14 protein-coding genes are annotated in these 12,426 nt (G+C 63.5%); 11 read left to right on the forward strand and 3 right to left on the reverse strand.

Features of this window, described 5'->3' with window-relative positions:
• The first annotated feature begins 46 nt into the window (after positions 1-46).
• The 7 genes from NGR_RS09645 to hpaI are packed head-to-tail and all read left to right on the forward strand — an operon-like array spanning position 47 to position 6,994.
• Positions 47-433: a 5-carboxymethyl-2-hydroxymuconate Delta-isomerase gene (locus NGR_RS09645; RefSeq protein ID WP_015888078.1), complete on the forward strand. Its 387-nt coding sequence runs from the start codon at positions 47-49 to the stop codon at positions 431-433.
• Positions 434-475: 42 nt separating this feature from the next.
• The gene (hpaE, locus tag NGR_RS09650) at positions 476-1,993 is read left to right on the forward strand and encodes a 5-carboxymethyl-2-hydroxymuconate semialdehyde dehydrogenase (RefSeq protein ID WP_015888079.1); all 1,518 of its coding nucleotides are present in this window, start codon (positions 476-478) and stop codon (positions 1,991-1,993) included.
• A gap of 60 nt (positions 1,994-2,053) precedes the next feature.
• Positions 2,054-3,034: a 3,4-dihydroxyphenylacetate 2,3-dioxygenase gene (hpaD, locus tag NGR_RS09655; protein ID WP_015888080.1), complete on the forward strand. Its 981-nt coding sequence runs from the start codon at positions 2,054-2,056 to the stop codon at positions 3,032-3,034.
• Between the two features lie 42 nt (positions 3,035-3,076).
• On the forward strand, positions 3,077-4,495 hold the full coding sequence (locus NGR_RS09660) for a pyridoxal phosphate-dependent decarboxylase family protein (RefSeq protein WP_015888081.1): 1,419 nt from the start codon (positions 3,077-3,079) through the stop codon (positions 4,493-4,495).
• A gap of 5 nt (positions 4,496-4,500) precedes the next feature.
• A complete protein-coding gene (locus NGR_RS09665; RefSeq protein ID WP_015888082.1) occupies positions 4,501-5,370 on the forward strand; it encodes a fumarylacetoacetate hydrolase family protein in 870 nt (289 codons plus the stop codon).
• A 3-nt stretch (positions 5,371-5,373) separates the two neighbouring features.
• A complete protein-coding gene (hpaH, locus tag NGR_RS09670; RefSeq protein WP_015888083.1) occupies positions 5,374-6,177 on the forward strand; it encodes a 2-oxo-hept-4-ene-1,7-dioate hydratase in 804 nt (267 codons plus the stop codon).
• Positions 6,178-6,187: 10 nt separating this feature from the next.
• Positions 6,188-6,994: a 4-hydroxy-2-oxoheptanedioate aldolase gene (gene hpaI / locus NGR_RS09675; protein ID WP_015888084.1), complete on the forward strand. Its 807-nt coding sequence runs from the start codon at positions 6,188-6,190 to the stop codon at positions 6,992-6,994.
• A gap of 5 nt (positions 6,995-6,999) precedes the next feature.
• Here the strand turns inward: hpaI and hpaR are convergent, their stop codons facing one another.
• A complete protein-coding gene (gene hpaR, locus NGR_RS09680; RefSeq protein WP_165447139.1) occupies positions 7,000-7,419 on the reverse strand; it encodes a homoprotocatechuate degradation operon regulator HpaR in 420 nt (139 codons plus the stop codon).
• A gap of 350 nt (positions 7,420-7,769) precedes the next feature.
• On the opposite strand from hpaR, the gene NGR_RS09685 reads away from it, so the two are divergent.
• From NGR_RS09685 to NGR_RS09700, 4 genes are all read left to right on the forward strand, one after another.
• Positions 7,770-8,180 carry a hypothetical protein gene (locus NGR_RS09685; RefSeq protein WP_015888086.1) on the forward strand — a complete coding sequence of 137 codons (411 nt, stop codon included), beginning with the start codon at positions 7,770-7,772 and terminating at the stop codon, positions 8,178-8,180.
• 140 nt (positions 8,181-8,320) lie between these two features.
• Positions 8,321-8,803 (forward strand): VOC family protein, encoded by a 483-nt coding sequence (locus tag NGR_RS09690; RefSeq protein WP_015888087.1) that lies wholly within the window; start codon positions 8,321-8,323, stop codon positions 8,801-8,803.
• Positions 8,804-8,919: 116 nt separating this feature from the next.
• Positions 8,920-9,837 carry an aldo/keto reductase gene (locus NGR_RS09695; RefSeq protein WP_015888088.1) on the forward strand — a complete coding sequence of 306 codons (918 nt, stop codon included), beginning with the start codon at positions 8,920-8,922 and terminating at the stop codon, positions 9,835-9,837.
• A 31-nt stretch (positions 9,838-9,868) separates the two neighbouring features.
• Positions 9,869-10,525 (forward strand): DUF6064 family protein, encoded by a 657-nt coding sequence (locus NGR_RS09700; RefSeq protein ID WP_015888089.1) that lies wholly within the window; start codon positions 9,869-9,871, stop codon positions 10,523-10,525.
• A gap of 3 nt (positions 10,526-10,528) precedes the next feature.
• On the opposite strand, the gene NGR_RS09705 is transcribed toward NGR_RS09700, so the two are convergent.
• The gene (locus tag NGR_RS09705) at positions 10,529-11,428 is read right to left on the reverse strand and encodes a carbohydrate ABC transporter permease (RefSeq protein ID WP_015888090.1); all 900 of its coding nucleotides are present in this window, start codon (positions 11,426-11,428) and stop codon (positions 10,529-10,531) included.
• A 16-nt stretch (positions 11,429-11,444) separates the two neighbouring features.
• The gene (locus NGR_RS09710; RefSeq protein ID WP_015888091.1) at positions 11,445-12,377 is read right to left on the reverse strand and encodes a carbohydrate ABC transporter permease; all 933 of its coding nucleotides are present in this window, start codon (positions 12,375-12,377) and stop codon (positions 11,445-11,447) included.
• Positions 12,378-12,426 lie beyond the last annotated feature (49 nt).

Consider the following 12,426-nt stretch of genomic DNA (forward strand, 5'->3'; position numbering starts at 1 on the left):
ATATATTTAACATGTTAATCAAATAGAACGGCGCCTGGGAGGACCGATGCCGCATCTCACTGTGGAATATTCCGCCAATCTCGACGGCCGGGCCGACATCGGAGCGCTCTGCCGCGGGTTGCTGAAGGGCGTGCTGTCGACCGGGCTCTTCGAAATCGGCGCCGTGCGCGTCCGGGCGGTCCGTTGCGAAGATTATGCTATCGCCGATCAGCTGCCGGAAAATGCCTTCGTCGACCTGAACTTTCGCATCGGCACCGGCCGCTCACCGGAGGAAAAGAAGCGCGCCGGCGAGGCAATCTTCGCCGCGGCGAGCGAGGCGCTCGCGCCTTTGTTCGAGACCCCGCACTTCGCACTCTCACTCGAAATCCGCGAGATCGATCCGGACCTGAGTTGGAAGAGGAACGCGATCCATCCGCGCCTTCGCGGCCGATAGCCAACAGGCGGCCGGCACAAAAGAAACACCAGGGATCAGATAATGTCCAAACTGCAGGAAAACATCGCCAAGGCGGAGGACTACCTCGCCCGGTTCAAGAAGCAGGGTGTCCTGAACCGCATCGGCGGCGAGGATGTCGCGGCCGCCGATGGCTCGACTTACGAGACCATCTCGCCCGTCGATCTGAAGCCACTGGCATCGGTCGCGCGCGGCAATGCCGAGGACATCGATCGCGCCGCCAAGTCCGCCAAGGCCGCATTCGCCGAGTGGGCGGCGATGCCCGGGGAGGCGCGCAAGAAGCTGCTGCACAAGGTCGCTGATGCGATCGTCGCCCGCGCCGAGGAAATCGCCTTCGTCGAATGCATGGATACCGGCCAGTCGCTGAAATTCATGGCCAAGGCGGCGCTGCGCGGCGCGGAAAACTTCCGCTTCTTCGCCGATCGCGCCCCGGAGGCCCGCGACGGCAAGTCGCTGCGCGCCGACGGCCAGGTCAACCTGACGACCCGGGTGCCGATCGGCCCAGTCGGCGTAATCACGCCCTGGAACACGCCGTTCATGCTGTCGACCTGGAAGATCGCACCGGCGCTCGCGGCGGGCTGCACGATAGTCCACAAGCCGGCGGAATTCTCGCCGCTGACGGCCCGCCTGCTGGTCGAGATCGCCGAGGAGGCCGGCCTGCCGAAGGGCGTCTGGAACCTTGTCAACGGCTTCGGCGAGGATGCCGGCAAGGCGCTTACCGAGCATCCGCTGATCAAGGCGATCGGTTTCGTCGGCGAAAGCCGTACCGGTTCTATGATCATGCGTCAGGGAGCGGAGACGCTGAAGCGCGTGCATTTCGAGCTCGGCGGCAAGAACCCTGTCATCGTCTTTGCCGATGCCGATCTCGAGCGCGCCGCCGATGCCGCCGTCTTCATGATCTATTCGCTGAACGGCGAGCGCTGCACCTCGTCATCGCGACTGCTGGTCGAGGAAACGATCTACGAGAAATTCACCGCGCTGGTCGCCGAGAAGGCGAGCCGCATCAAGGTTGGACATCCGCTCGATCCGGAAACGGTCGTCGGCCCGCTCATCCATCCGGTGCACGAGAAGAAGGTGCTCGAATATATCGCCATCGGCCGCTCCGAAGGCGCCAGGGTGGCCGCCGGCGGTGCCAAGTTCGACGGTCCGGGCGGCGGCTGCTATGTGTCGCCGACGCTCTTCACTGGGGCCAGCAACAAGATGCGCATCGCCCAGGAGGAAATCTTCGGTCCGGTGCTGACCGCCATCCCGTTCAAGGAAGAGGACGAGGCGCTGGCGCTTGCCAACGACGTCCAGTACGGCCTGACCGGCTATCTCTGGACCGCGGACGTCACCCGCGCCTTCCGCTTCACCGATCGCCTCGAGGCGGGGATGATCTGGGTGAACTCCGAAAATGTGCGCCACCTGCCGACGCCCTTCGGCGGGGTGAAGAACTCCGGCATCGGCCGCGACGGCGGCGACTGGTCCTTCGACTTCTACATGGAGACGAAGAACGTCGCCTTCGCGACCAGGCCGCACGCCATCCAGAAACTTGGCGGCTGACACAGCAACCGTGAATGAATTGCCCGCAGTCCCTTTGGGACGCGGGCCGGAGGAGGACCGATGCCGATACCCAATGCCAATCTCTACCCGCCCTTCAACATCGTGCGGCTTTCTCATGTCGAGCTCGGGGTGACCGACCTTGCCAGGTCGCGCGCCTTCTACGTCGACACGCTCGGACTGCAGGTCACCGACGAAACATCTGACTCGATATACCTGCGCGCCATGGAAGAGCGCGGCCATCATTGCATCGTCCTGAAGAAAGCGGAGAAAGCGGAGGCCCGCGACCTCGGCTTCAAAGTGTTCGGCGACGAAGACCTCGACAAGGCGGCGCATTTCTTCAAGAGCAAGGACCTGCCGGTCGAATGGGTGGAGCGTCCCTATCAGGCGCACACCTTCCGCACCCGCGATCCGCACGGCATCCCGCTCGAATTCTATTCGAAGATGGACCGCCTGCCGCCGATCCACCAGCAATACGCGCTCTACAGGGGTGTGAAGCCGCTCAGGATCGACCACTTCAACTGCTTCTCGCCGAATGTCGATGAATCGGTCGCCTTCTACAACGAGCTCGGTTTCCGGGTGACCGAATACACCGAGGACGAGGAAACTGGCCGCCTCTGGGCCGCCTGGACGCATCGCAAGGGCGGCGTCCACGACATCGCCTTCACCAACGGCCGCGGCCCGCGCCTGCACCACACCGCCTTTTGGGTGCCGACGCCGCTCAACATCATCGACCTTCTGGACCTGATGTCGACCACCGGCTGGGTCTCGAATATCGAGCGCGGCCCCGGCCGCCACGGCATCTCCAACGCCTTCTTCCTCTATATCCTCGACCCGGACGGCCACCGCGTCGAGATCTACTGCTCGGATTACCAGACGGTCGATCCGGATCTCGAGCCGATCAAGTGGGATCTCAAGGATCCGCAGCGCCAGACGCTGTGGGGGGCGCCCGCCCCGAAGTCCTGGTTCGAGCATGGCAGTCTCTTCGCCGGAACGCCTGTGACGGACTCCGTGCTGAAGGCGCAGCCGATCATCGCGCCCTGACGATCGGACGCGTACAACAAATGTCCTCGAGGAGACCGAGAGATGGATGAAGCCACGTTCGCCAAATGGTCGAGAAAGGCCGCAGACTGGGGAGCCGCTTACCGCGCTTCGCTTCGCGACCGGCCGGTGCGCGCGCAAACGGCGCCCGGCGACATCACCGCTGAGATACCAGCCTCCCCGCCGCAGACCGGCGAGAGCATGGAGGCGATCTTTGCCGATTTCGAGAAAATCATCGTTCCGGGGATGACGCACTGGCAGCACCCGCGCTTCTTCGCCTATTTCCCGGCCAATGCCGCGCCGGTTTCCGTCGTCGCCGAGTATCTGGTGACGGCGATGGCCGCCCAGTGCATGCTCTGGCAGACGTCACCTGCCGCAACCGAGCTCGAAACGAGGGTGCTCGACTGGCTGCGCCAGGCGATCGGCCTGCCGGGAGGTTTCGCCGGCGTAATCCAGGATTCGGCCTCCTCCGCCACCCTGTCGGCCGTCCTCGTCATGCGCGAGCGCGCGCTGGCCTGGAACGGCAACAAGGCGGGGCTTAGCGCCAATCCGAGACTGCGCGTCTATTCCTCGGATCAGGTTCACACGTCGATCGACCGCGCCATCTGGGTCTCCGGCGTCGGCGAGGACAATCTCGTACGTATCCCGGTTCAGGGTGAACACCGTTCGATGGATTGTGCGGCGCTGGAAGCGGCGATCCTCCGCGACAAGGCAGCCGGCTACGTGCCCGCCGGCGTCATCGCCTGTACAGGCGGCACGAGCACCGGCGCCTGCGACAATATCGCTGACGTCGTTCGGGTCGCCCGCGCCCATGACCTTTACGTGCATGTGGACGCGGCCTGGGCCGGCTCGGCGATGATCTGCGAGGAATTCCGGCCCCTCTGGGCCGGCGTCGAGGAAGCCGATTCCGTCGTCTTCAACCCGCACAAGTGGCTCGGCGCCCAGTTCGACTGCTCGGCGCATTTCATCCGAAGCCCGGACGACCTGGTCCGTACGCTGGCGATCAAGCCGGAATATTTGAAGACCCACGGCAAGGACGGCATCATAAACTATTCCGAATGGACGGTGCCGCTTGGCCGGCGCTTCCGGGCGCTCAAGCTCTGGTTCCTCCTGCGGTTCCATGGCCTGGAAGGGCTGAAAGGAATGATCCGCAACCACGTCGCCTGGGCGGAGACGCTTGCCGAGCGGCTCGGCCGGGAGGACGGGTTCGAGATCGTCACGAAACCGATCTTCTCGCTCTTCTCCTTCCGGCACTTGGGCAGCGGCGACCTCGACGCCCACAATCTCGCCCTCGTCAACGCCATCAACGATGACGGGCGGATCTACCTGACCCAGACCCGCGTCGATGGACGGGTGGTGATCCGTTTCCAGGCCGGGCAGTTCGATATGACTGAGCAGGACGCCGACACGGCCTTCGAGGTCATCACCGAAATCGCCAACAGCCTTGGCGCCGCCCGAAGGTAGACCCCATGTCCCGTCCGAAATTTGTCAACTTTACCCGCAATAGCAGTCAAGGCTACGGCCTTCTGACGGAAGAAGGCATCGTCAACCTCTCGGCCCGCCACGGCGCACGCTGGCCGACGCTTCGCGAAGTCATCGAAGACGGCGCACTTTCCACACTCGCCGCCGAAAGCGCATCCTTGCCGCCGGACTTCCCGGTCGAAGACATCCGCTTCGAGATTCCGATCCCGTCGCCGGAAAAGATCGTCTGCGTCGGCGTCAACTTTCCCGACCGCAACGAGGAATACAAGGACGGACAGGCTGCCCCCGCCAACCCGTCGCTGTTCATCCGCTTCCCGCGCTCCTTCACCGGTCACGACGAGCCGCTGATCCGGCCACCGGAGAGCCCGCAACTCGACTACGAGGGCGAGATCGTCATCGTCATCGGCAAGGGCGGCCGCCGCATTCCTGAATCTGAGGCGCTGAACCACATCGCGGCGCTGTCGCTCTCAAACGAAGGGACGATCCGCGACTGGGTGCGCCATGCCAAGTTCAACGTCACCCAGGGCAAGAATTTCGACCGGACCGGCTCGATCGGCCCATGGCTCGTGCCGTTCACCGACGAAAGCCAGCTCGCCGATATCAAGCTCAAAACCCGGGTCAATGGCGAGGTGCGCCAGAGCGACCGGACGAGCCGGATGATCTTCCCGTTCCGCAAGATCATCAATTACATCTCCACCTTCACGACACTGGTTCCGGGCGACGTGATCGTCACCGGCACGCCGACCGGCGCCGGCGCCCGTTTCGATCCGCCGATCTGGCTGAAGCCCGGCGATGTCGTCGAGGTCGAAGCGGACGGCATCGGCATTTTGAGAAACACGATCGCCGACGAGATGTGAGCCATGCTGACCAGAGACCAGATCGAAGCCGCCGCTGAAAGCCTCGACCAGGCCGAGCGCACCCGCATCCAGACGGGCCTTCTGTCGCTGAAATACGCCGAGATCGACATGGACGACGCCTATGCGATCCAGGGCGCCTGGGTGAAGAAGAAGATCGCTTCCGGCCGCAAGGTGATCGGCTGGAAGATCGGCCTCACCTCCAAGGCGATGCAATATGCATTGAACATCGATATTCCCGATTCCGGCGTGCTGTTCGACGACATGGTCTTCGAGGACGGCGCGACGGTCCCGGCCGACCGCTTCATCCAGCCGCGCATCGAAGCGGAGATCGCCTTCGTGATGAAGGCACCGCTGAAGGGACCGGGCGCCACCGTCTTCGACGTGCTGAACGCCACCGGCTACGTGACGCCTGCGCTGGAAATCCTCGACACGCGCATCCTTCGCGTCGATCCCGAGACGAAGAAGACGCGCAATGTCTTCGACACGATTTCCGATAATGCGGCTAATGCCGGCATTGTCACCGGCGGGCGCGCCGTTCGGCCCGATCAGATCGACATCCGCTGGATGGGCGCGATCGTCAGCCGCAATTCCGAGGTCGAGGAAACCGGGCTCGGCGCCGGCGTACTGAACCAGCCGGCGCGTGGCGTCGCCTGGCTCGCCAACCGGCTGGCGCAGTACGGCGACGGCATCGAGGCCGGGCAGATCGTTCTTGCCGGCTCGTTCATCCGGCCGATCGAGGCGCGGCACGGCGACACGATCGTCGCCGATTTCGGCGCTTACGGCTCTGTCAGTCTCTATTTTGCCTGAGGGCGTTCTCATGCCGGCTCCCACGAACCTCTTCAAACAGGCCCTCAGGGAGGGCCGCGCCCAGATCGGCCTCTGGCAGGCGCTCGCCAATCCCTATACGGTCGAGATCTGCGCCGGCGCCGGCTACGACTGGCTATTGCTCGATGCCGAGCACGCCCCAAACGACATCCCGTTACTGGTCTCGCAGCTGCAGGCGATGAAGGGCACCGCCAGCAACGCGGTGATCCGTCCGCCGATCGGCGAGACTTACATCGTCAAGCAGTTGCTCGACATCGGCGCCCACACCCTGTTGATCCCCATGGTCGACAGCAAGGAACTGGCCGAAACCATGGTGAAAGCCGTGCGTTATCCGCCGCAGGGCGTGCGCGGCATCGGCGCCGCACTCGCCCGCGCCTCCGCCTTCAACCGGATTCCCGACTATCTGCAGACGGCCAATGACGAGATCTGCCTCCTGCTGCAGGTCGAAAGCCGGGCCGGGCTTGCCGCCCTCGACTCTATCGCCTCTACCGACGGCGTCGACGGCGTCTTCATCGGCCCGGCCGATCTTGCCGCCGACATGGGTTTCCTCGGAAAGCCCGGCGCGCCAGAGGTGCAGGCGGCGGTGGAGGCGTCCCTGCTTCGCATCCAATCCCACGGCAAGGCAGCCGGCATCCTGACCGGCGATTTGGCACTCGCCAAGCGCTATCTCGAGCTTGGCGCGACCTTCGTGGCGATCGGCAACGACGTGACCCTGCTCGCCAATGCGACGAGCCAATTGCTCCGTGATTTCGAGGAGGCGAGCCCCGCAAGCGGCGCAGCGAGTGGCAGGGTCTATTGAGTGCCTTACTCTTCGCCGCCTGAACCGCCTTCGAGTTTCAGGCTCGCCAGTTCCTCGAGCATGTCGATGAGTTGCTCGACCCGTTCCGCCCCGAAGCGGGCGTCGATATCGCCATAGGCCCTGAGGCTTTCGGGCATGACGTCCTCGATCACCGCCTGCCCGGCGGGCGTCACCTTGAGCAGCACCCGCCGGCCATCCGCCTTGTCCTTGTGCTTGGTGATGAAGCCACGCTCCTCGAGCGAGCGGATCATGCGCGTGAGACTCGGGGCCAGGATGGAGGCCTTGTCCGCCACCTCGGTCGCGTCGAGCATCCCCTCCTCGGCGAGAACGCGGATGACACGCCATTGCTGCTCGGTGACGTCGTGAGCCGCGAGGATCGGCCGGAAATGGCTCATCACCGCCTCGCGGGCGCGCAGCAAACCCATGGCCAATGAGCGCCGGCGCTGCTTCGTTTCTGTTGCGGCAACGGTCGGATGCGCATCTGCCGCTTCCCCAGCCTGTCGGTTCTTCATCGTCGATCCATCATCCACTATCCCGCATCCACGCTTTCGATAATCAAGGGCAGACCGGGTGGCAAATTTCACCAATGCAAATTGCTTAACGCGAAAACTATCTGGCGCCAGATCACTTCGCAACCGGCGAAATCAACATTGAACTGGGGGCACCACCCGGGCTCCGTCACCATGCCGCCTGCTCGGAACGAAGGAACTCCAACGGCCCACCGTCGTTTTCCTCCCGGGGACCACCTCACGGGTTCAGAAATGGAGGATCAGCAATGGCACAGGAAAAATCAATCGGTTCCGCTGTCCCGCGCGGCGTCGTCGACACGAAAAGCGGCACGGTCGGCGTTCCGAACCAGAAGACGATGGAGGAAGAAGTCCGGTGGCTTCGTGATCAGGTCAATGCGCTGAAGGAGACGCTCGCCGATCTCGGCATTCCCTCCGGCAGGGCTGTGGCAAACACGGTGAAAGATACGGGTCGCAAGGCCGGAGAAATGGCACGAGAGCATCCCGCCTGGACGGCCCTGGCACTGGTCGGTCTCGTCGGCCTGATCCTGGCAAGCACCAGCCGTCCATACTGGTCCACGCGGCGTTCTTCGCGCACAGAGGATGTCATCTCCGATATCGAGGATCGCTTGAGCGAATTGAAGGACCGTTACTGGTCGAGCGGCTGGCGGCCCTGGTGACGGGAACTTCCTCCAGCGACCAAAGCACAGTTCGCGGGCAGCGGCTTCATCTCCATAGTGCTTTTTTTTCGGCCCGACCTGTCGGATGGGGGCGGGGCGGCACGTCTTCATGTCATTGGACATGACAAAGGAGTTCATCCATGCCCAAGATCGTCTCTCACCTCTGGTTCGCGGAGCAGGCTCGCCGAGCCGTCGACTTCTACGTCTCGATCATTCCGAACTCGGCCATATCAGGCGAAACAACCGTGCCGGCGGAAACCCCGAGCGGCCCTCCAGGCAGCGTCAAGGTGATCGAATTCACCCTGGACGGCCAGAATTTCACCGCGCTGGAAGCCGGGCCTTTCGATGCCTTCAACCACGCCTTCTCTATTCAGGTGCAGTGCGACAGCCAGGAGGAGATCGACCGTATATGGGATGCCTTCCTTGCCAATGGCGGCGGAGCGGAACAATGCGGCTGGCTGAAGGACCGCTGGGGTCTCTCGTGGCAGATCGTGCCGCGCGCCTTGGGCGAGATGATGTCCAGCCCCGATCGCGACCGGGCCAAGCGGGCAGCGAAAGCCATGCTCGGCATGGTGAAGCTCGACATTGCCGCGCTCAAGCGCGCCTTTGACGCTGCAGGCTGACCGGCGGGTTCGATCCCGCACATTCACCGCTTCGGGGCTGCAGAGCGGCCCCGCCGGGGGTATTATGTCGCTGCCGGAACCAAGCTTGCAAAGCTTCGAACGGAAGGGAGCGACCGATGACCGTCACGCGGCGCACAATCGTTCAGGCGCTTGGCCTCGGCCTATCGCTGCCGCTCATGCCGCGGCTGGCAGCGGGCCAGGCTGGCGACATGATCACCAAAACCATTCCGAAAACCGGCGAGCCCTTGCCTGCGATCGGCCTCGGCACCTGGATCACCTTCAATGTCGGGGACGATCCCCTCCTGAAGGACGAATGCGCCGCCGTGATCGCCACCTTCTTCGAAGGCGGCGGCCGCATGATCGACTCCTCGCCGATGTACGGCTCCTCCCAGCCGACGATCGGCTACGGCCTTCGCAAGCTCGGCCATCCCGACCGGCTGTTTTCGGCGGAGAAGGTCTGGATCTCTGACCCCGCAAGCGGCGCCGCCCAGATCAAGGCGTCGCGTGACCATTGGGGCGTCGGCAGATTCGATCTCATGCAGGTCCACAATCTGGTCTCCTGGGAGGAGCATTTGCCCGCTCTCCTCGACATGAAGGCGGCCGGGCAGTTGCGCTATGTCGGCATCACCACCTCCGAAGGGCGCCGTCATCGCGAGATCGCGCGCGTCATGGCGGAGCAGCCGATCGATTTCGTGCAGCTCACCTACAACATCCTCGATCGGGAAGCGGAGGACCGCATCCTGCCGCTGGCGCGGGAGAAGGGCATCGCGGTCATCGCCAACCGCCCGTTCCGGCAGGGCGACCTCATCCGGCAGGTCGAGGACGCGCCATTGCCGGACTGGCTTGCCGAGACGGGCGCCGGCAACTGGGCGCAGTTCCTGCTGAAATTCATCATCTCGCATCCGGAGGTGACCTGTGCGATCCCCGCCACCACCCGCGCGGACCATGTCCGGGAGAACCTCGGCGCGGCAAGGGGCGTCCTGCCCGACGAGGCAACGCGCCGGCGCATGGTCGACTATGTGGAAGCGCTGTGAGTGCGCCCCGACCTGATGCGGATTGCATCTGATGTCCGATTGGGCGACCTATACGCTTCAAGATCTGCTGCTGTTCTCGCCGCGGGTCTATTTCCGGCTGATCGAACGGTACAATCAGGACTTCTGGCCCCTTCAGATCGTGCTCATCGCGGCCGCGCTTGCCGTGCTCGTTCCGGCCGCCATACACGTTCGCCGCGTCCGGCTGGCAGTTCTTCCTTTGCTCGCCCTGGCATGGGCCTTCTGCGCCTGGCAGTTCCTGTGGGCGCGCTATGCCGGGATCAACCGGGCGATGCCTTACGCGGCGGCCGCCTTCTGGATCCAGGCGGCATTGCTGGTTCTCGTCGGCCTGATGGCACGCGATCCCGCGCCTGCAGGCCGCCTGCGCCACTATGGCGGAATTGGTCTTTCAGTGTTCGGTCTGCTCGCCTACCCGTTTATTGCCTGGCTTGCAGGCCGCTCCCCCGTCTCGGCCGAAACCTTCGGCATGATGCCCGATCCGACGGTTGCAACGACGTTCGGCGCCATGCTGATGCTGGGTCAGAGGAAACTGGGGCTGCTTCTGCCGATTCCGGTTGCATGGTCACTTTACAGCGGCCTGACCCTTTGGGCGATGCGAGATCCAGGCGCCTTGGGACCGCTTGCCGCCTGCGCCGCATTCTCCGTATTTCTGGTTGCCGGCAGACGATGAGCATCACTCCTTGACCGCGCCCGTCATCGACGAGACGTAGTAGTCGACGAAGAACGAATAGAGGATGACGACCGGCAGCGAACCGAACAGCGCGCCGGCCATCAGCGCGCCCCATTCGAAGACGTCGCCGCGCACCAGCTCCGTCAGCACGCCGACCGGCACCGTCTTGTTCTCCGATGATTGGATGAAGGTCAGCGCATAGATGAACTCGTTCCAGGACAGCGTGAAGGCGAAGATGCCGGCCGAAATCAGGCCCGGCACGGCGAGCGGCAGGATGATCCGGATAAGGATCTGCCAGCGCGTCGCCCCGTCCACCAGGGCGCTTTCCTCCAGCTCGAACGGGATGGAGCGGAAATAGCCCATCAGCAGCCAGGTGCAGAAGGGAATGAGGAATGTTGGATAAGTGAAGATCAGCGCCAGCTTAGAATCGTAGATGCCGAACTTGAAGACGATGAAGGCGAGCGGGATGAACAGGATCGACGGCGGTACCAGATAGGCGAGGAAGATCATCAGCCCGACCGGGCGCGAACCGGTGAAGCGCACCCGCTCGATCGCATAGGCCGCGAAGATCGACGCAGCCAGCGACAGGATCGTCGAGCCGAGGGCGACGAGCATCGTGTTCCATAGCCAGCCCGGATAGGAGGTCTCGAAGAGCAGATACTTGATGTGATCGAGCGTCGGCCCCACGACCCAGAAGGGGCTGTAATTGTTGTAGTCGGTGAGCTGCGAATTCGGCTTCACCGCCGTGATCGCCATCCAGTAGAACGGGAACAGCAGCACGAAGACGAAGACCGCCATGGGCAGGTAAAGGGTGACGATCCGGCGCGGCAGGCGGTTGAGATAGCTCATCCCCTCGGCGGTATCGGTGAGGACCTCGTCTTCTATTTTCGTGGTCGTGTTCATCTTGTCTCTCCCGATCTCAGTCCTGTCCGCCCTGCTGCCATTTGCGCCGCTGCAGGCCGAAGAAGCTGAACATGATGGCGGCGAGCAGGAAGGGGATCATGGCGACGGCGATCGCCGCCCCCTCGCCGAGCTGGCCGCCCGGAATGCCGCGCTGGAACGAAAGCGTCGCCATCAGATGCGTGGCGTTCACCGGTCCGCCCTTGGTCAGCACGTAGATGAGCTGGAAATCGGTGAAGGTGAACAGCACCGAGAAGGTCATTACGACGGCGATGATCGGCGTCAGCATCGGCAGGGTCACATAGCGGAAACGCTGCCAGCTGGTGGCGCCGTCGAGCGAGGCGGCTTCCTGCAGCGACGCCGGGATCGTCTGCAGACCGGCAAGCAGCGAGATCGCCACGAAGGGAATGCCACGCCAGACATTGGCGGCGATGACCGAGGCGCGCGCGTTGGTCGGATCGCCGAGGAAGTTGATCGGCCCGTCGATGACCCCGAGCTCCATCAGCGACCAGGAAATAATCGAGAACTGCGAATCGTAGATCCACCAGAAGGCGAGCGCCGAAAGCACCGTCGGCACGACCCAGGGAAGCAGCACGATGGCGCGGAAAAAGGACTTGAACGGCAGGTTTTCGTTGAGCAGCAAGGCCAGCCACAGGCCGAGCGCAAACTTCAGGATCGACGCCACGAATGTATAGAGCAGCGTGTTGAAGACCGAGAGCCAGAAGACCGAATCGCGTGCCAGGAACTCGTAGTTCTCAAGCCCGATGAAGATGCCGTCGCGGCCAATGCGCGTGTCGGTGAAGCCGAGCCAGACGCCGAGCCCCAGCGGGTAGGTAAGGAAGCAGATGAGAAAAATGGCGGCCGGCAGCATGAACAGCAGGCCGAGCACGTTGTTGTTCTGCATCAGCGATGCCATGGCGGATGGCGGCTTTCCGGACGACGTGATCGACATCGAATTTCTCCGGCCTAGAATGGGTTCAGATATTGAGCCGGCGGCCCGG

The sequence above is a fragment of the Sinorhizobium fredii NGR234 genome (genome assembly GCF_000018545.1).
GTDB classification, from domain to species: domain Bacteria; phylum Pseudomonadota; class Alphaproteobacteria; order Rhizobiales; family Rhizobiaceae; genus Sinorhizobium; species Sinorhizobium fredii_A.

Bases quoted from the DNA above. Each gene is read 5' to 3' on its own strand.
- NGR_RS09710 (WP_015888091.1), bottom strand. From the start codon at position 12,377: ATGTCGATCACGTCGTCCGGAAAGCCGCCATCCGCCATGGCATCGCTG.
- hpaI (WP_015888084.1), top strand. From the start codon at position 6,188: ATGCCGGCTCCCACGAACCTCTTCAAACAGGCCCTCAGGGAGGGCCGC.
- NGR_RS09700 (WP_015888089.1), top strand. From the start codon at position 9,869: ATGTCCGATTGGGCGACCTATACGCTTCAAGATCTGCTGCTGTTCTCG.
- NGR_RS09645 (WP_015888078.1), top strand. From the start codon at position 47: ATGCCGCATCTCACTGTGGAATATTCCGCCAATCTCGACGGCCGGGCC.
- hpaR (WP_165447139.1), bottom strand. From the start codon at position 7,419: ATGGGTTTGCTGCGCGCCCGCGAGGCGGTGATGAGCCATTTCCGGCCG.
- NGR_RS09685 (WP_015888086.1), top strand. From the start codon at position 7,770: ATGGCACAGGAAAAATCAATCGGTTCCGCTGTCCCGCGCGGCGTCGTC.
- hpaD (WP_015888080.1), top strand. From the start codon at position 2,054: ATGCCGATACCCAATGCCAATCTCTACCCGCCCTTCAACATCGTGCGG.
- NGR_RS09705 (WP_015888090.1), bottom strand. From the start codon at position 11,428: ATGAACACGACCACGAAAATAGAAGACGAGGTCCTCACCGATACCGCC.
- NGR_RS09695 (WP_015888088.1), top strand. From the start codon at position 8,920: ATGACCGTCACGCGGCGCACAATCGTTCAGGCGCTTGGCCTCGGCCTA.
- NGR_RS09690 (WP_015888087.1), top strand. From the start codon at position 8,321: ATGCCCAAGATCGTCTCTCACCTCTGGTTCGCGGAGCAGGCTCGCCGA.
- hpaE (WP_015888079.1), top strand. From the start codon at position 476: ATGTCCAAACTGCAGGAAAACATCGCCAAGGCGGAGGACTACCTCGCC.
- hpaH (WP_015888083.1), top strand. From the start codon at position 5,374: ATGCTGACCAGAGACCAGATCGAAGCCGCCGCTGAAAGCCTCGACCAG.
- NGR_RS09660 (WP_015888081.1), top strand. From the start codon at position 3,077: ATGGATGAAGCCACGTTCGCCAAATGGTCGAGAAAGGCCGCAGACTGG.
- NGR_RS09665 (WP_015888082.1), top strand. From the start codon at position 4,501: ATGTCCCGTCCGAAATTTGTCAACTTTACCCGCAATAGCAGTCAAGGC.